The sequence below is a fragment of the Vibrio sp. YT-16 genome (assembly GCF_033337405.1).
Lineage (GTDB): Bacteria > Pseudomonadota > Gammaproteobacteria > Enterobacterales > Vibrionaceae > Vibrio > Vibrio alginolyticus.
Map to the genome: position 1 here is coordinate 32591 of NZ_JAWOQQ010000006.1, position 18379 is coordinate 50969.

The following is an 18379-nucleotide window of genomic DNA, read 5'->3' on the forward strand; positions in this document are numbered from 1 at the left end:
GAACGGTGGAATAAACCGCTCAACGCTTAAGCTGACGCAGCCACACCCTTGCTGCTTCAGCATCCAATTCGATTTGTTGTTTAAGTGCTTCAAACGACTCAAACTTTTGCTCATCTCGAAGTTTATGCAAAAGTTCCACTTCTAGTTGCTTGCCATATAAATTGGCATGAAAGTCGAATAAGTGCACTTCTAACTGTTGGCGAACACCATTGACGGTTGGTCTTTGACCAATATTAGCAACACCACCAACTGGCTTATTTCCTAAGCCAAGCGCTTGAACAACATAGACTCCGGAAACCGGAGAAACACAGCGTTTCAAAGGAATATTTGCAGTAGGGAACCCAATGGTTCGACCTAGCTTTCTTCCGTGAGAAACACGACCGCTGATGCTGTAGTTTCTTCCCAGCATCTGTTGCGCGGAATGCAAATCGTCACGCGCCAGCGCTTGACGGATAGCCGTACTGCTGACACGTAATTGTTGTAAACAAAAGCTCTGGGTACTTACGACATCAAAGCCGTATTTTTCCCCTGCTTCCTGCAGCATTGCAAAGTTACCTGTACGGCCTTTGCCAAAGCAGAAATCATCACCAACGACAAGAAACTTAACACCCAAACGCTCGACCAACAAGTCACGGATAAACTCTTCCGCGGTTAAACTTGCAAAATGGCGATTGAAATTGACACACAGTAAGCGGTCAATATCGAGCTTACTCAATTGCACGAACTTATCGCGTAATCGCGTCAACCTTGCAGGTGCCTTGTCTTTGGCAAACAGCTCCATCGGCTGAGGTTCAAAGGTCATCACAACAGAAGGCAAGGATAGCCTGTCCGCTTGCTCAGACACTTGCTGCAATACTTGTTGATGGCCTTTATGGACACCATCGAAATTGCCAATAGTCAGCACACAACCATGATGTCGCGGGTTGATATTGTGAATGCCTCTAATCAGTTCCATTGGATACTGCTTTCTGCCTCTGTTTTACTTTACACTGTGTGAAACTGACGGATTATATACTAATCACCCTCAGTCTGTCCCAGCTTTTAGGTCTTTTAAACGCGCACCAGTTAAAAATAGAACCACTAGGTAAACTACGGCTCCTAAACCGATCAACATCCCTAGCACCGCGCTTCGGTGAGCAAAGCTCCAGCCCAGCCATACTGACATATCTTCCAGTTGCCATAAGATTGCCGCCACCATCGCCGCGCCAGCAATAGCTAAACGTATAATAAAGAAGACGGTTCGCTTAGTGATTTGGTATACCTCTGCGATGTGCAGGCCACGATACAGCAGTGCCATATTCACAAATGCCGATAGTGCCGTCGCGATAGCCAAGCCAACGTAGCCATAGAAGTACGCAAAAATTGCATTAAATACCATGTTGGTAACCATCGCAATGATGCCGTATTTCACTGGCGTTTTAGTGTCTTGACGCGAGTAATAACCCGGAGCGAGCACTTTAATCAGCATAAAGTTCAACAAGCCTGAAGCGTAAGCAAAGAGTGACAATGATGCTTGATGTACGTCTTGTGGCGAAAACTCACCTCGCATGAATAACACCATCAACATAGGTTTTGCCAGTACCATCAAACCAAGCATTGCAGGAAGGCCAAGTAAGATCACCATGCGCACCCCCCAGTCCATGGTTTGTGCGAATCCTTCATTTTGTGCGTCAACATGTTTGCGTGATAATGCTGGTAAAATCACCGTTGCAATAGCAATACCAAACAGACCTAACGGGAATTCCAACAAGCGATCTGAATAGTACAACCAACTGATCGAACCGGTTTGCAGAAAGCTGGCAATAAAAGTATCAAACAACAAGTTGATTTGGCTTACCGACACACCGAACAAAGCAGGAATCATTAAGGTTCGGATCTTCACCACGCCCGGATCGCGCCAGCCCCATTTCGGCTTAACCATAACCCCCGCTTTAATAAGGAAAGGGATTTGAAATAAGAACTGAACCAAACCACCAAGGAAAACACCGATGGCAAGGCCAATCTCTGGCTGTGACATCTGCGGCGAGATAAACCATGCTGCCAAAATGATCATTACGTTGAGGAAGACGGGAGTAAACGAAGAAACCGCAAACTTACCTAGTGTATTGAGAATGGCTCCCGATAGGGCAACAAAAGTGATGAACCATAAATAAGGAAAGGTAATCTTGAGCATCACGCTAGCAAGTTCGAACTTCTCAGCCGCGGGACCACCATGCATCCAGTCTAGGAACCAACCAAAACCAAACAGTGCAGTCACCACTCCGGAACCTAGAACACCTAAGATGGTAACAATTGAGACTATCACCCCTAATGTACCCGCCGCACGAGCAATGAGCTCCCGAGTTTTATCCATGTCGCCTTGAGCATGGCTTTCCGTTAAAACAGGTACAAACGCTTGGGAAAAAGCACCTTCAGCAAACAAACGTCGTAAAAAATTAGGAATTTTATTGGCGAAGAAAAAGACGTCTGCGCTTGCTCCTGCCCCCATTAAATTTGCCACTACAACATCACGAACTAGGCCAAGAACGCGGGAAATAAATGTCATAGCACTGACGATCATGCCAGACTTGAGTAGTCGTTTACTCACTGTAACCTCGGAATATCACCATAAGACAGCTAACCCTATACTGTTTCTCTGACAGGTGCTGCAAATAGACGTCAAAAATCTATCCGCGGGTTGTAAGGAATAAGTGTGCCTTTCGCGGATAATTATTAGCATTGGTATAAAAATGCTGTTAGAATCCCCGCCATCTTAACCGCGATAACCTCTCTTACCAAAATTTGTTTTGGCTTAGATCGGTTTTTGCACAAATCATTTGACATTTAAGCGCAAATGAGGGATATTCCTCGCCCTTAAATTGTCACAGAACTAAGTTTTTGGGAGTTAGACCCTTGGCAAATAGTAAATCTGCTAAGAAGCGCGCTATCCAAGCTGAGAAACGTCGTCAGCACAATGCTAGCCGTCGCTCAATGATGCGTACTTACATGAAGAAAACTGTTGCTGCTATCGAAGCAGGCGACAAAGAAGCTGCAACTGCTGCATTCGCTGTAGTTACACCTATCCTAGACCGCATGGCAACTAAAGGCCTTATTCACAAGAATAAAGCAGCTCGCCATAAGTCTCGTTTCGCTGCACAAATCAAAGCTCTTTAATAGAGTCCTGATTTTACAGTGAAGAAAAAACCGACCTTGTGTCGGTTTTTTTATATCTACAAAGTTTTCTTAATAAAAAAAGCTGGCAATGCCAGCTTTTCTTTTTCTGAATGTCCCATTTAAAGACATCAGCTTATTCATTACCCATATAACGCTCAAACTAGAAAGCACTAATAAAACACTTGAGAACAAAGCAAATTGGTCGATGAGTAGTACCCTATCATCAAAAGTTTAACGCCACTCTCAAATATTCCAACAAGTTAGATTCACACTCTAAGATGAGCAGTATATTAGGACTATTTAATTAATGTTGAGCACTCTCAGCACAATAAAGACTATGCAGTGTTTTTATTAACGCTTTCACTTCATCACTCTTTAATGTGTAGTACACCGTCTGTGCTTCTTTCCTTGTCGTGACTAACTCATCACGGCGAAGCCAAGCAAGATGCTGAGATAATGCCGACTGGCTTAGCTCTAACTTTGCACACAGCTCTCCCACGGACAGCTCTTGGTTATGCAGCATACAAAGGATTTGTAGGCGTCTCTCGTTTGCCATCGCTTTGAGCAACACGACGGCTTTTGCGGAGTTCTGCTCCATTTCTTGTAGATTCATGTGTTGGACCTCTAGCTACAACTTACTTATTCCAACCCTGGCCAGCTTGTTGTGTTGCACTGATTTATATATCTAAGAAAATCAAGATACACTTCCAGAGTCTTCATTATTAGAACCTCTAATTTAGTTGTTAGTGATACACCAATATTATCCACCAAGGATTTTAATTGGTGCGCCATCAATAATTAATAGTTTTGCTCACTAAAACAAGTATCTTGCTTACTTAGATATTATTTAGAATTATATTTTTATTGATAGTAATCTATTTATTTACGCAACGATACGGGTTTACTCAAACATTTGACTGAAATCAGCATCACAAACATTTTTTACCGCGGGGTGTTGGATCATTCGTTCCGCAAAAATCACGTAGTACTCTTCTTTTAGCCCATCGACATGGCCAATTAGCTGTAAATTTCGGTCGTCTTCAATCTCCGACATGTATACGGTCGGTGCCAAGAAAATCACATCATCGTGGTACCGAGCAAAAGCTTTCATCAACGCAACATCATCAAACTCCCCCAGCACATTGGGTTGAAGGCCTTGACGATCAAACCATTGAATAACTTTACGCCCCATAGCCGTTCGGCTCGCGGGAATCAGAAGTTTTTTTTGTTCCAAGATCTCAGGGAATCGCACATTTTCAATTTCAGAAGAAGCAAAAAAGCTCATGCTACTTTCACCCAACTTTTTGCTATAAAGGCCAGGACTTTGAGTAGAATCAACGGGACAATCTGAAAGGATCATATCTAGCTTGTGCTGAGAAAGGCGTTCAAGTAGCAGTTCGTGGGTCGATTCATAACAGCGTAAATGAATACTGTTATCTTCCGGGACGGTCGTCATCAGTACTTTACTGACCAAGCGCTTAGATAATGCATCGGCTACACCAACTTCAAATAGAATGTTCGAGTGCTGGCTGTAATTGACGATATCTAACATCTCATAGCTCAAACCGAACATCCGGTCGGCGTACTTAAACACAAGCTGACCTAACTCAGTGGGCTCAACTGTACGACCATTGCGCTTGGTTAACTTTCCTTTCATGCGCTCTTCAAGCGCTTTAATCTGTCCTGTCACGGTTTGCGGTGTCAGGAAGAGCGCGTCAGCCGCCTTAGTTACAGAGCCCTGTTTGCACACCATCCAGAAATAATAGAGATGGTTGTAGTTTAGATGTGACATGATCGAGTCCCGAAAAGAAAGTGATACTTTTTATACCAAATGTGACAGAGACAAACAATAAACTCGACAAAACCATACAATACCTTACAAAAGCATAAGTTTTACCGAAAGTATAAAGTCAACACTGTCATAAAAGTTGAACTGAGGCGCATTTTCTCTACAAAAAAAACGCAAAAACCAAACAAAACGAAATCAAAATTTAACCATTAAAATCAACAAGTTAAAAATTAATTTTCTTCCTCTTTTACGCCATTATCAAAAAGAACAATAAAAATCTCTCACAGCAAGAAATCTGTAATATTACTGAAATATTTGTTCTCTAACATCGCCCGCAGATTCAACTACAGACCGAAAAATGAACTGAAAGGTCAACGGAGAAAATTATGATGAACCAAGCTACTTCAACAGTGGCACCAATTTCGAGCACAGCTCGTTGGTTACGCTGGGCTAACTTGGCATTCATGTTATATCTGCTTCTTCTAGCAGTATCTATGGTTGGTAGTGGCTTTAAATGGGCAACTGGCGATCAAGCTAAGGTGCTATTTGAATTTGCCGCACACCCAGTTGCAGGTCTAATGATCGGCTTGGTGGCAACAGCCTTAATTCAGTCTTCAAGTACTGTAACGTCTATTATTGTAGGCTTGGTTGCAGGTGGCTTACCTGTAGAAACCGCTATCCCTATGGTGATGGGTGCTAACATTGGTACCACAGTGACCAATACGCTTGTGTCTCTTGGCCACGTGCGCTGTAAAGAAGAGTTCAAACGTGCATTTGCAAGTGCAACCATTCACGACTTCTTCAACTTGCTTGCTGTCGCTATTTTCCTTCCGTTGGAAATGATGTTCGGCATTTTAGAGAAAGTTTCTCACTGGCTTGTTTCTCCACTGCTTGCTACTGGTGATATGAGCATTAAAGGCTTCAACTTTATTAAACCAATTACAAAGCCAGTCGTAGGCGCAATTAAAGAGCCACTTTCTACCTTCGGTGATACTGTTGGCGGCGTCATGCTTATTGCTTTGGGTATTGCGACTATCTTCGTTGCAATCACCGTGATGGGTAAATTGATGAAGAGCCTAATGGTTGGTCGCGCACGTGAAATTTTGAAAAACGCCATCGGTCGTGGTCCTATTCACGGCATCGTATCAGGCTCAATCGTGACCGTTCTAGTGCAATCTTCCTCAACCACGACAAGTTTAATGGTTCCGTTGGTTGGTACTGGCGTGTTGAAAGTACGAGATATCTACCCTTTCACACTGGGTGCTAACATAGGTACTTGTATTACGGCACTACTAGCAGCGACAGCGGTATCTGGAGAGTTCGCAGTATTCGCACTACAAATCGCTCTAGTCCACTTAGTATTTAACATCATGGCGACGCTGTTTATCTTTGGAATTCCATTCCTACGTGAGATTCCGGTTAAAGGCGCTGAGATGATTTCTGAAATGGCTATTAAGAATAAAGCAGTTGTTGGTGGTTACCTAATGTCAGTATTCGTTATTCTACCAGGTGCAATTCTAGCCCTAACAACGTAACAACAACGACATACCATCGCTTATTGTTTAGGCTCCACATCGTGGAGCCTTTTTTATGATAATTAAACTGTTCAAATCGATTGTCCGGTGATAATTTGAGCCACATCAGCATGCTTATGCTGAGCTATCTCATTTGGAGTCGACAACATGACGCAGCTTAATGACGCTATTTCTGATCAGCTACTCGCAATAGACGAAAACCTAACCCAACTGGTTGCTGATATTGATATCCTTAGTAGCGTGAATCCTCTTAATTATGCTCAAGAAAGAGAACGTTTCATTAAAAACAAATATTCTCAAGAGCCTAATTTTCAATATTCAATTACTAACGTAGATACCCACAGTGCAAAGCGACGTCTATATGAGCTACCTCTAGAAAACATTCAAGACACCCAACTGCAGAGGCTGTACGCGGATGTAATTCAGTCTTATGCAGATAAACTGGATCAAGTGAATACCATAGGTACGCAAGAGTTTCTTTATAACTCCTTACGCTATTATGGGGAACCGAGCGCCAAAGATATTGCCAACGCCCATTTCATATTGCACCTTCCTACAGAAGAAGAAAAAGAACCTCAGCACGATAGCCGTGCAATAGCACGTTTCATGCAAAATTTTGCTCAACGCAATGGGTATGAATGTGAAATACAGGTGTTGGACGGGATGTTAGCAAACGCACTAGTTTCAGGATCTCGAGTCAAAATTAACCACGCGGCGTACATCACCACTGATGAGCTGGAGGCTCTTGCACATCATGAAATGGGAGTACATCTCCTGACTACGCTTAACGGTCGTCAACAACCGCTAAAAGTACTGAGCTTAGGTTGTCCTGCCAATACCAACACTCAAGAAGGGCTGGCTATATTATGTGAGTATCTGTCAGGACATTTCAGTATCAAGCGCCTAAGAACCTTAGCCTTACGAGTTCTGGCAGTAGAGTCGATGATCAAGGATCGCGATTTCCGCCATACGTTCATGCTATTAAAAGAACAGTATAAAGCTTCTGATCTTCAAGCATTTACAACGACTGCCCGAGTGTATCGAGGTGGAGGTTTAACGAAGGATTACTTGTATCTTAGAGGATTCCGAGAGGTGCTCAATGCCTATGATAAATTGGGCGATGACTTTTCACTATTGTTGTGCGGGAAAACAGAGCTGAAGTACTTTGAGCTTATCCGTTCATTAGTGAGTAAAGAAATATTCACTCAACCTAAGTTTATTAGCCCGGCACTGTCCACACCGATGCAGACCAACCCAATTCACCGTTATATTGTCAGTGCACTAAAATAATACCTTCTAAGTACAAAAAAGAAAAAAGCTCCATTCGGAGCTTTTTCTATATCTTGAAGAACGATACTCGTTACACTGAGAATGGGTAACGAATAGGATCGTGATGCTCGTACCCTTCAACCCAAAAGTCATCCAGTGTGACCCATGTTTCCAAATCTTCTAGAGATTTAATCTCTGGGTTGATATGGAACGTCGGCGCTTTTAATGGCTCACGTTTCAACTGAACATCGCGCATCAGTTCAAGCTGATCTTCATAAATGTGAGCATTCACAATCTTATGAAATGCCTGACCAGGTTTCTTGCCCGTAATTTGCGCCATAATCACCAAGAACACGTAAACTTGAACCATATTGAAGTTTAAGCCAAGCGGTACATCACACGAACGCTGAGTACTATTCAGGTAAAGCGTATCATCCAGCAATGAAAAATGGTGACTGTACATACAAGGACGCAAGCACCCCATGTGGAACTCACCCGGGTTGTAGAAGTTCAAGATTTCACCGCGGTCATCAACGCCACGCGTTAAGTCATCCACTATCTTACGTAGCTGGTCAACATGACCACCATCAGGTTTCGCCCAGGCGCGCCCTTGAACCCCATAGACACGGCCCATGTCGTCTTCGCCTTTACGGTATGGGTTATTCAACCAGGCATCATTTAGGTTGGCATTGGCATCCCAGGTTTTCGTGCCCAGCTTACGAAAATCTTCCGCATTATCGTAACCACGAATGTACCCTAGTAGCTCTGCAACGGCTGCTTTCCAAAAACTTTTACGTGTGGTGACCAACGGAAATTGATTGTTCGCAACATCGTAGGTTAAATCCGCGTTGATTACGGTCAGGCAGCGCTTGCCTGTACGCTCATTTTCAACCCAAACACCTTGGTCAACGATGCGTTGACACAAATCTAAATACTGTTTCACACCAATACCTTACTTCGTCTTTTGTGGTAATTCGTCTTTGTAATGACCACGTTTGTATGCCCAAACCATCATGAGGACACCGATAACCACCATTGGCAGGGATAAAATCTGTCCCATGGAAATAAAGCCACCGAATAAACCCAAATGAGCGTCTGGTTCGCGCACGTATTCTACTAGGAAACGGAAGGTTCCGTAACCCGCAAGAAAGAGTCCTGAAACAGAACCTAGAGGACGAGGTTTCTTGATGAACCAATTCAAAATGAAGAAAAGGACGATACCTTCAAGCGCCATTTCATAAAGCTGCGATGGATGACGTGGCAGTGGACCACCATTTGGGAAAACGATCGCCCAAGGCACATCCGTTACTCGGCCCCACAACTCGCTGTTCATGAAGTTACCTAAACGCCCCATACCCAAACCAAATGGCACAAGCGGCGCGATAAAGTCAGCAACACCGAAGAAAGTTCGCCCGTTTTTGTGTGCATACCAGAACATCGCAGTAATCACACCCAGTAAGCCCCCGTGGAAAGACATACCACCGGTCCACACTTTAAATAGATACAAAGGGTCAGCCAGGAAGAGCTCAAAATTGTAGAAAAGCACGTAGCCTACACGGCCACCAATCACCACGCCAAGGAAGCCTGCGAACAACAAATCAGAAACCTGCTCTCGTGTCCAACCACTTCCAGGCTTATCCGCACGTCGGTTCGCTAACCATAGAGCAAACATAAAGCCAACAAGGTACATCAAACCGTACCAACGAACCGAAACAGGACCAATAGAGATTAAAACCGGATCAATATTGGGAAATTCAATATATCCCTGAGACATAAATCATTCTCTTCTTATCACAACAAAATAAATATACCCAAGTAACCTCTAGATGCTTGGTTCAGCGAGAATGACTTGGGTACAAACTTAGAGCAGCATGGTCGCTGCAACAAACATTAAGAACACCGCGAATATCTTTTTTAATACCGCAGTTGGAAGGTTAGTTGCCAGCTTCGCACCCACTTTTGTTGTGAGCATCGAGGCCATAGCAATCGCTAATAAAGCGGGAAGATAAACATAACCAATACTGTATGAAGGTAAGCCTTCGACTTTATAGCCATGTAAGATGAAGCCGATCATACCAGAAATAGCAATCACGCAACCACAAACGGAGGATGAACCCACCGCTTTACGCATCTCTATCCCGTGTTTATTTAGAAATGGTACCGACAGTGAGCCACCACCAATACCAGCAAGGCTTGATACGACACCAATTCCCGTGCCGTAAACTACAGTCACAGGGCTGCTCGGCATAGGTTTACTGCTCGTAACTTTAATGGAACGAAACATTTGTACTGACAGGCAAAGAACAATGACACCAAACACTTTCGGCAAATAGTGTGTAGGGATCCACTCAGCAATATTGGCACCAACAAAGCCACCAATGACCACACCAGGCATCAACCATTTTACGACAAACATATCGACATTGCCGAGCTTAAGGTGATTCATCGCCGATGAGCCAGACGTGACAATAATACTCGCTAACGAAGTGGCTAAGGCCATGTGCATACTCATTTCTGGAGAGATCCCAGCAAGAGGAAGCAAATACAACAAGGCAGGAACCACAATCAAACCACCACCGATACCGAGTAACCCCGCCATCACACCCACAAAAGCGCCTAGCGCCAACAATAACAAAAATAAAGAGACGGTCACGATTTCCTACTTTTTACCTGCACGGATAAAGCCCGCAAAGCCCTGTTGAATGAAGAAGTCATGCATCATTTGATGAATGTCCTCCCCATAGGATTTTGTCATTGCTTGCTCCGCTAATTTTTCTAATTCTTCTTGTTGACTATGACGAATCAAATATTTCACCTTAGCCACGTTGGAGGTGTTCATACTCAAACTGGTATACCCTAACCCAAGTAAGAGAAGAGCGCCAAATGGATCACCCGCTAGCTCACCACAAATACACACGGGCACCTGATATTTATCACACACCTCATGGATTTGCTTAAGCGCTAACAGTACCGCAGGATGCATAGATTCATAGACATCCGCTACGCGCGAATTGTTCCTATCTACCGCTAATAAATACTGAGTTAAATCGTTTGTCCCGACAGAAACAAAATCAACACGGTGAGCAATCGTTGGCAACAGATACACCATCGATGGTACTTCAATCATGACCCCAATTTGTGGGAACTGAATTCTATCATCAAGCAAAACGGCTTCGCTGTGAGCTTGATTAATCAAGCTAATGGCATCGTCTAGCTCTTTTACCCCTGAGACCATTGGCAATAAGATACTTAAGTTTCCGCTTTCTGCACTCGCTCTTAACATTGCACGCAGCTGGATCAAGAAAATGTCTGGATGATCCAATGTAAAACGAATGCCACGCCAGCCTAGAAACGGATTATCTTCTTCGATGGGCAAATACGGCAAAGGTTTGTCACCACCAATATCCAAAGTACGCATCACTACTCGTTGATTCGGATAGCTGTTAAGTATTGCTTGGTATTGATGATACTGCTCATCTTCCGAAGGAAAGTGATGCTGAAGTAAAAATGCAATCTCAGTTCGGTACAACCCAACACCATCAACACCTGTGTTGATGGCAATATTACTGTCTGCACTGAGTCCCGCATTCAGCATAATTTCGATATGGTGATTATCTTGCGTAACCGCAGGGAGTGCGAGGTCCTTGTTTACCATGGCAAACAATTCAGACTCTTCGCTTACTAAGCTGCGATACTCTCGCAACAACTGGCGGTTTGGCTCCAAGAAGATCTCACCCGTATAGCCGTCGACTATCCCGAGTTTGCCATTCACCACATCCGGATTAATGTTGGCGCCCATGACTGCAGGGACCCCAAGAGCTCGAGATAAAATGGCAGCGTGAGAGTTTGCGCCTCCCTCTAATGATACGACGGCTAACAAGAACTCTTTAGGTACAGAAGCGAGCAAGGTGGCAGTGAGTTCGTTCGCCACCAAAATAATGGGACGATCAATTGCAGAATTTTCTTGCTCACTGTTGTGCAGAAAATAGAGCAGCCTTTGCCCTAACTCTCGGATATCTTGCGCTCTTTCACGCATGTATACATCCGACATTCTGGCAAATCGATTCGAGTATGACTCTACAACTTGGCGTAACGCCCAGTCTGCCCTGTCTCCTTTTTCAATCTGCTTCTTCAAATCACCGCGAAGCATCGGATCATTCAGTAAGTGAGTAAACAGATCGAAGATCGCCAGCGCATCTTTGTTGATTTCACTGTCCAGTTTTTTCCGCATGCGGCGAAAGTCATTTAACGCTCGCTCTATGGCCACCAGTAGTGTCTCGTGCTCGCGTTCCTTATCTAACGTGGACGAAGGGAAAATATCCGATAAACTCGGCTGGGTATTGTCGAACCAGAACTCTCCAATCGCGACACCAGTAGACGCAGGCAAACCTTTTAATACCGTGGGTTTAGATGCTAACTGCCAATGCCCAAGATTCTGCGCATGTGCAATGAGCACCGCTAACTGAGCGGATAAGGTAACAAGAAACGATTCTTCCATTTCACTAAACAAGCGCGGCGTTTTTTGTTGGATCACCAACACACCTAAAACTTGTTTACGATGAATGATTGGAGTAGCTAAAAAAGAGTGGTAAATCTGTTCGCCGAGTTGAGGAAAGAATTTGAACTCGGGGTGTTTTGAGGCTTCGGCAAGGTTAAGGGGTTCAGCGCTTCGTTTTACCAACCCAACCAAGCCTTCATTGAAGTTGATATGAATACTATCACCTTCAAAAATAAGGCCTTGAGTTGCCATTAACTCAAGGCGCTGCATTTCTTCATTAGCAAGATAGATAGTACAGCACTCAGTACTAAGGGCAGCACAAGTCTCTTTCACCAATATATCGAGTGCCAGATGCACATCATCGACCCTGGAGACTTTCTCAACTATTTCCCTTAGCTGACTGAGCATGATTATCCTCTACGTTGCTTTTTTCTTTTCCCTTTCGCTTTTCTCTCTCGAAAAGGCATGGCTAAGGATGCAAATTCTTTCATCGCTCGTCGATAAACATCTCGCTTGAAAGAAACAACTTGCCTAACTGGATACCAGTAACTTACCCAGCGCCAACCATCAAATTCAGGGGATTTTCCGCGTTGCATATTAATGCGAGACTCATCGCATTCTAATCTCAGCAGAAACCATTTCTGTTTTTGGCCGATACAAACAGGCTTGGAGTCCCAACGCACCAATCGCTTTGGTAGCTTATATCTTAACCAATGACGACTTGTTGCAATGATCTTAACGTCTTTTTTCGTTAAACCGACTTCTTCGTATAACTCCCTGAACATGGCTTGTTCAGGGGTTTCACCTTCGTCAATCCCACCTTGTGGAAATTGCCATGAGTGTTGCCCGTATCGTTTAGCCCAGAAGACCTGACCATGGTTATTACATATCACAATACCAACATTAAGTCGGTAACCATCGCCATCTATCACTGGCTAACCTCTATGAATAAATTTTTTATTACCGTGATTTTTCCACATATCCCCATTACTAGCAAACTTACTGATGTGATATGAGCAAGATTTATTACCTTTTCAGCATTTTTGGATATCTTTTAATCAAACCATACCTTATCAACACAAGAGTGAGACATTGCCCACATTTATTCACCTTTTCTGTGAATAACTTTGTGAAGAATTCAATTCAAATGAGTAATTCAGTTCAATCCCATCAAATGAAAAACAAATGAATAAACAAAAAAACAAACATAACACATTGATAAAAAAGTATTTATTTTTAAAAATAACGATAATTCGATCTTCAATTTCTTGATGATCTTTTCACCAAACTCAGATCGGTCAAAGATCCACCAACAGGCTATTTATCCACACTTACCTGCTATTCGTTTAGATGATTACAACAAAATCAACCCCAAAAATGCATTTTAACCCCTGTTTATTCATACAGACCTCGTCAGGATCTTATCAATACCTCCTCCACCTGTGGATAAGTTATGAATTGATCGTTCTTACACCGCCTCGGTGAAATCTTAAACAGTAGATTTGGTCGGAGTTTGATAAACTATATTTTTTGTAATACCACCTTGTAACTATGAAACCAGAACCACAAACAGAAGCAGAGCTATTGGAACGAGCGCATGATATGGCAGGACTCAGTTTTGCTGAGTTGGCCGCCGAGGCGAATATGATTGTTCCTGAAAACTTAAAACGTGATAAAGGTTGGGTGGGTCAATTACTCGAATGGCACTTGGGCGCTCCAGCAGGCAGTAAACCTCAACAAGATTTCGCAAAACTAGGGATCGAGTTGAAAAGTATTCCGATTAGTTACTCTGGCAAACCTTTAGAAACAACCTTTGTTTCTGTGGCCCCCCTCACTGGTGTTCATGGTCTTACATGGGAAACAAGTCATGTTCGAAACAAGCTATCTCGTGTGCTTTGGGTACCCGTAGAAGGAGAACGAGAAATCCCACTCGCTGAAAGACGAGTGGGCAGTCCACTCATTTGGTCACCAGATGAAGAAGAAGAACGGATTTTGCGAAATGACTGGGAAGAGTTAATGGAGATGATCGTCTTGGGAAGATTTGATCAAATTTCCGCCAGACACGGAGAAGCGCTGCATCTTCGCCCTAAAGCCGCAAATGCAAAAGCGCTCACCGAAGCATACAACTCAAATGGTAAGCCGATGAAAACTCTGCCCCGAGGCTTTTACCTTAGAACACAGTTTACTGAACAGATCTTACTCAAGCACTACATTAACACTCAACCAGAATAAAACCATATCAGCTATTTAGTGCGTCACGAGCGATAACTCAATATCGCAGTACGAGGCTGCCTCTTCAGTGCCACATTCGTCATACGCATTGCGCAGCCTTAAATACGCTTTATCGACCCCTAGCCTCAATAGTTCTTCTTTTACTAAGTCTAGAGAGCCAAAATGTATCGGGTCTTCACCGTCTTTAATCGGCTCAAGTTGATGCTTGTACTCCACAGCTAAAAGATAGTCAGAGACATCAGAACACCCAATCACAAATACTTTGGGAGTTTTATAAGTATCTTTATGTGGACCATGTAACCACATGTCCAATTGATGCTTCTGCATAACATACCTCCTTCACACGATCATTTAAGTGTAGTTAGGCTAACTGTAGCTTTCGAGTTTGCTCTTCCTTTATACGTAAATCATTTGCGATTGCGGCTAAAAATCCCCTATATTGGAGTCACTTATTTAGTCGGTAACTCTTCAAGGACGTGATATGCAATACACAAAACTACCGCACTCATCACTTGAGATCAGTAAAATCTGCCTCGGCACTATGACGTTTGGCGAGCAAAACACAGAAAAGGACGCCTTTGAGCAGCTCGACTTTGCCCTCGCTCATGGGGTGAACTTCATCGATACCGCAGAGATGTACCCTGTACCGCCAAACTCGGAAACACAAGGGCTCACCGAGCAATACATCGGTAATTGGTTGGCAAAAAGCGGCAAAAGAGAAAAAGTAGTACTGGCAACAAAAGTGGCAGGCCCTCGCAATGTTCCTCACATTAGAGACAACATGAGCCTTAATCGTCGCCACATCCATACAGCAATTGATGACAGCCTTAATCGTCTACAAACCGATTATGTCGATTTGTACCAACTACATTGGCCGCAGCGTCAAACCAACTGCTTTGGTCAACTCAACTACCCATACCCTGACAAACAAGAAGAAGTCACGTTAATTGAAACGTTGGAAGCGCTTACTGAATTAGTGAATGCAGGTAAAGTGCGCTATATCGGCGTATCCAACGAGACGCCTTGGGGTGTAATGTCGCTACTGCGTTTGGCAGAAAAACACGATTTGCCAAGAATTGTCTCCATTCAAAACCCATATAACTTATTGAACCGCAGCTTCGAAGTTGGCTTGTCTGAAATCAGCCATTACGAAGGCGTTCAGTTACTTGCCTACTCTCCTTTGGCATTTGGCTGCCTGAGTGGTAAATACCTAAACGGGGCAAAACCTGAAGGCGCTCGATGTACTAAGTGGGAGCGTTTTGCGCGCTACTTCACTCCACAAGGTGTTAAAGCGACCGAAGCTTACGTCAATTTAGCTCAAGAGCATGGTCTAAACCCTGCACAAATGGCGCTCGCGTTTGTCAATCAGCGTCCATTTGTTGCTTCTAACATTATCGGAGCAACAAACCTAGACCAATTAAAAGCCAATATCGACAGTATTGATTTGCAACTTAGCGACGAACTACTTACTGAAATTCAAGCAATAGGTACAACTTACTCGAATCCTTGCCCTTAACAGTAAAGCTCCCTTCAAACGAAAACAGCTGATCTTCAAGATCAGCTGTTTATCCAATGAAGTCATACTTCATATAAAAAGTTAAGCGTGTTGAATGACTCGTTAGCAACTCAGTCAGTCCAACACGCTAACGATTACGTCATTATTCGCGACGTTAAAACTCGACGAAGGTGACGAACTCGACGTTCAACTTTAACTGCATCCGGAACATTGGCACGTGTAGAACGACCATCGCGATCTAAACCAATATCTCTCAATAGATGAACATTCGTCCATGGAATATCATGAGCAGTTCGGCGTATGGTGCGCTGCCATTGCTTTTCTTCGCGTTTAAGGTCTGCTTTCAATAGCAAAGTGGCCAATTGTAGGTAAATAGAGTGACGCATAATATTTTCTCCGATTATCGATGTATTCGACTGGGAAAAATAGTGCGTAAAATGAACAGAAATATTCTGTTGATACTAAGCCGCTACTTTTCCGCAGCCTAGTAAACATAAATTAGGTTACGGATTAATTTTTATCTTGTGAGCCAGTGGTATTGGTATCATCCGATTTAAGGGTTATCGGAGCGATAGGCATACGATCAGCGCAAGCAGTGGTGTTAACAACGTAATGTTTCATCTTGCGCCTCCTAGCTAAAAATTAATCCGTTTATGAAAGGTATAACTCATTGAGTTACGGTTAAATTGTAAGCTTTGATGAATATATATCAAACATTTTTTGCCTTTTTGATTAAAAACAAATCAATACACCGCAATTTAGTTTCATATACTTTTATGTATAACATATTCACCTGAGGAATATATAAATTTGCGGATTTTATAAATCAAACCAAACAAAAAATAAAAAGAGCGGCTCTGTGGCCACTCTCTTTTATTGTATTTATTCGCCTATTTAACACAGGGAAAGGCCAACTACATGGCTTGTTCGGAAATCAAGTTATGTTTATTAAGTAGTCGATACATGGTTGCACGCGAAACTCCGAGCTCTTTCGCCGCATTTGAAACTTGACCAGAATGAGATTCCAAAACAACCAGCAACGCATCACGTTCACTCTTCTCACGGATTGATTTCAAGCTGCGCTTTGAGTCATTACGTTGAGGTAAATCTAAGTGATGCTCTTCAATCATTACGCTGTCGGACATTAATACCGCTCGCTTCACTTGGTTCATCAGCTCACGCACATTTCCAGGCCAGAAATAACGTGTCAGTGCCTTGAATGCATCCTCAGAAAAGCTTTTTGCTTGCGAGTTGTACTCTTTTGAGAACTCTTGTAAGTAGAAACGAGCCAGCAATGCGATGTCACTCGCACGTTCTTTCAAGCTAGGGACATTGATGCGCAGAACGTTGATGTAATGGTAAAGCTCTTCATTGAAGTCACCGTCAATCAAAGCTTTTTCAACATCCGACGAGTTAGCAGCAAGAATACGCACGTTAACCGCTTTTACGCCATCTTTGGTATCAATGGTGCCTTCTTGCAAGAATCTCAGCAGATTCATTTGCTGCTCTTTTGAAATGGTAAGAATGTCATTAAACAACACGGTGCCACCATCTGCTTGTTCAAGCAGGCATGCTTCCATATCTTCATCGGCGTTAATACCAAATACTTCAGCTTGGAAACGTTGTTCATTGAGTGCGCGACAGTTAATTGCCATAAACGGTTTATGAGAGCGTGAAGAGACTTTATGGATGGCCCTAGCAACCGCCTCTTTACCAGTCCCACTTTCCCCAGAAATCAGAATGCTGACGTCCGTTGGACCAATGCGCTTCACTTGATCGCGTAAACGTTTCATCGGGATAGATTCACCGATCAAACCCATATCTAAACTGCTACCAAAACTAGGCCAAACTTTTTTCTCCAATTTAAGCATGCCAAGCTGGTGACCTATTGTGCTTAATAACTGTGCATCTGGGATCGGCGCTGTGAAAAAATCGATACAAAAGTTAACAATGAACTGGCATATGGTGTCAGTGCCAAGCTGAGATTCACGAATAAACGCTAACCAACGTACGTGTTTGTGAGAGCTGACTAAGTTCGCCAAACCATTCAAGCTGAACTCGTCATGGCTGAGATCAACAATACCGATACATGGACCAATATCTTCTAACAGCGTATTAGCTTTGCGTAAGTCACCTACTTGATGACACTTCCAGCCCACTTGCTCCAGTACCGATAACCAAGGCTCATAAGTACCGCCAACTACCACAAGCGATCCCGGGATGGAATCCATCTTAAACTGCCCAGCCATTCTCTAACCCTTTTTCATTGTTAATAGAAATTTTGTGCCACAAACTTATCTTTGCGAGCGGGTAACATTATCGAGACTCCGCCCCCTCACGTCTGTCTCAGTATTAAGACTATGCAATAGATTGAGATTTGGCGAATG

17 protein-coding genes are annotated in these 18379 nt (G+C 43.3%); 5 read left to right on the forward strand and 12 right to left on the reverse strand.

The window, feature by feature from the left end; all coding sequences use genetic code 11:
- Positions 1-19 precede the first annotated feature (19 nt).
- Positions 20-955, reverse strand: coding sequence for a bifunctional riboflavin kinase/FAD synthetase (gene ribF / locus R7F07_RS12340; RefSeq protein ID WP_005381933.1), 936 nt, complete (start codon positions 953-955; stop codon positions 20-22).
- A 69-nt stretch (positions 956-1024) separates the two neighbouring features.
- Positions 1025-2587, reverse strand: a complete 1563-nt coding sequence (murJ, locus tag R7F07_RS12345; protein ID WP_005381936.1) for a murein biosynthesis integral membrane protein MurJ — start codon at positions 2585-2587, stop codon at positions 1025-1027.
- Positions 2588-2892: 305 nt separating this feature from the next.
- Here murJ and rpsT point away from each other — a divergent pair, with 305 nt between their 5' ends.
- Positions 2893-3153 (forward strand): 30S ribosomal protein S20, encoded by a 261-nt coding sequence (rpsT, locus tag R7F07_RS12350; RefSeq protein ID WP_005381938.1) that lies wholly within the window; start codon positions 2893-2895, stop codon positions 3151-3153.
- 304 nt (positions 3154-3457) lie between these two features.
- On the opposite strand, the gene R7F07_RS12355 is transcribed toward rpsT, so the two are convergent.
- Both R7F07_RS12355 and nhaR read right to left on the reverse strand, forming a co-directional pair.
- Complete coding sequence (locus tag R7F07_RS12355) at positions 3458-3766, reverse strand: ArsR/SmtB family transcription factor (RefSeq protein ID WP_005381940.1); 309 nt, start codon at positions 3764-3766, stop codon at positions 3458-3460.
- A gap of 288 nt (positions 3767-4054) precedes the next feature.
- Positions 4055-4945, reverse strand: coding sequence for a transcriptional activator NhaR (gene nhaR / locus R7F07_RS12360; RefSeq protein ID WP_005381942.1), 891 nt, complete (start codon positions 4943-4945; stop codon positions 4055-4057).
- 386 nt (positions 4946-5331) lie between these two features.
- Here nhaR and R7F07_RS12365 point away from each other — a divergent pair, with 386 nt between their 5' ends.
- Positions 5332-6477: a Na/Pi symporter gene (locus R7F07_RS12365; protein WP_025768431.1), complete on the forward strand. Its 1146-nt coding sequence runs from the start codon at positions 5332-5334 to the stop codon at positions 6475-6477.
- A gap of 147 nt (positions 6478-6624) precedes the next feature.
- Positions 6625-7767, forward strand: coding sequence for a flavohemoglobin expression-modulating QEGLA motif protein (locus R7F07_RS12370; RefSeq protein ID WP_053306894.1), 1143 nt, complete (start codon positions 6625-6627; stop codon positions 7765-7767).
- A gap of 70 nt (positions 7768-7837) precedes the next feature.
- On the opposite strand, the gene R7F07_RS12375 is transcribed toward R7F07_RS12370, so the two are convergent.
- The 5 genes from R7F07_RS12375 to rppH all read right to left on the reverse strand — a co-directional run bounded on the left by R7F07_RS12375 (position 7838) and on the right by rppH (position 13176).
- Complete coding sequence (locus tag R7F07_RS12375) at positions 7838-8689, reverse strand: thymidylate synthase (protein ID WP_025768429.1); 852 nt, start codon at positions 8687-8689, stop codon at positions 7838-7840.
- 9 nt (positions 8690-8698) lie between these two features.
- Positions 8699-9520 (reverse strand): prolipoprotein diacylglyceryl transferase, encoded by an 822-nt coding sequence (gene lgt / locus R7F07_RS12380; protein ID WP_005381948.1) that lies wholly within the window; start codon positions 9518-9520, stop codon positions 8699-8701.
- An 87-nt stretch (positions 9521-9607) separates the two neighbouring features.
- Positions 9608-10399 carry a sulfite exporter TauE/SafE family protein gene (locus R7F07_RS12385; protein WP_005385965.1) on the reverse strand — a complete coding sequence of 264 codons (792 nt, stop codon included), beginning with the start codon at positions 10397-10399 and terminating at the stop codon, positions 9608-9610.
- A 6-nt stretch (positions 10400-10405) separates the two neighbouring features.
- The gene (ptsP, locus tag R7F07_RS12390) at positions 10406-12652 is read right to left on the reverse strand and encodes a phosphoenolpyruvate--protein phosphotransferase (RefSeq protein WP_104975865.1); all 2247 of its coding nucleotides are present in this window, start codon (positions 12650-12652) and stop codon (positions 10406-10408) included.
- 2 nt (positions 12653-12654) lie between these two features.
- Positions 12655-13176 (reverse strand): RNA pyrophosphohydrolase, encoded by a 522-nt coding sequence (gene rppH, locus R7F07_RS12395; protein WP_005381953.1) that lies wholly within the window; start codon positions 13174-13176, stop codon positions 12655-12657.
- A gap of 619 nt (positions 13177-13795) precedes the next feature.
- On the opposite strand from rppH, the gene mutH reads away from it, so the two are divergent.
- On the forward strand, positions 13796-14476 hold the full coding sequence (gene mutH, locus R7F07_RS12400) for a DNA mismatch repair endonuclease MutH (protein WP_017821501.1): 681 nt from the start codon (positions 13796-13798) through the stop codon (positions 14474-14476).
- 15 nt (positions 14477-14491) lie between these two features.
- Here the strand turns inward: mutH and R7F07_RS12405 are convergent, their stop codons facing one another.
- On the reverse strand, positions 14492-14803 hold the full coding sequence (locus tag R7F07_RS12405; protein WP_005381772.1) for a DUF6482 family protein: 312 nt from the start codon (positions 14801-14803) through the stop codon (positions 14492-14494).
- A gap of 154 nt (positions 14804-14957) precedes the next feature.
- Here R7F07_RS12405 and R7F07_RS12410 point away from each other — a divergent pair, with 154 nt between their 5' ends.
- Positions 14958-15992 (forward strand): NADP(H)-dependent aldo-keto reductase, encoded by a 1035-nt coding sequence (locus R7F07_RS12410; protein WP_171342768.1) that lies wholly within the window; start codon positions 14958-14960, stop codon positions 15990-15992.
- Positions 15993-16126: 134 nt separating this feature from the next.
- Here the strand turns inward: R7F07_RS12410 and R7F07_RS12415 are convergent, their stop codons facing one another.
- Both R7F07_RS12415 and vpsR read right to left on the reverse strand, forming a co-directional pair.
- The gene (locus R7F07_RS12415; protein WP_005381776.1) at positions 16127-16378 is read right to left on the reverse strand and encodes a hypothetical protein; all 252 of its coding nucleotides are present in this window, start codon (positions 16376-16378) and stop codon (positions 16127-16129) included.
- A gap of 528 nt (positions 16379-16906) precedes the next feature.
- On the reverse strand, positions 16907-18241 hold the full coding sequence (gene vpsR / locus R7F07_RS12420) for a cyclic-di-GMP-binding transcriptional regulator VpsR (protein ID WP_017635067.1): 1335 nt from the start codon (positions 18239-18241) through the stop codon (positions 16907-16909).
- Positions 18242-18379: the final 138 nt, after the last annotated feature.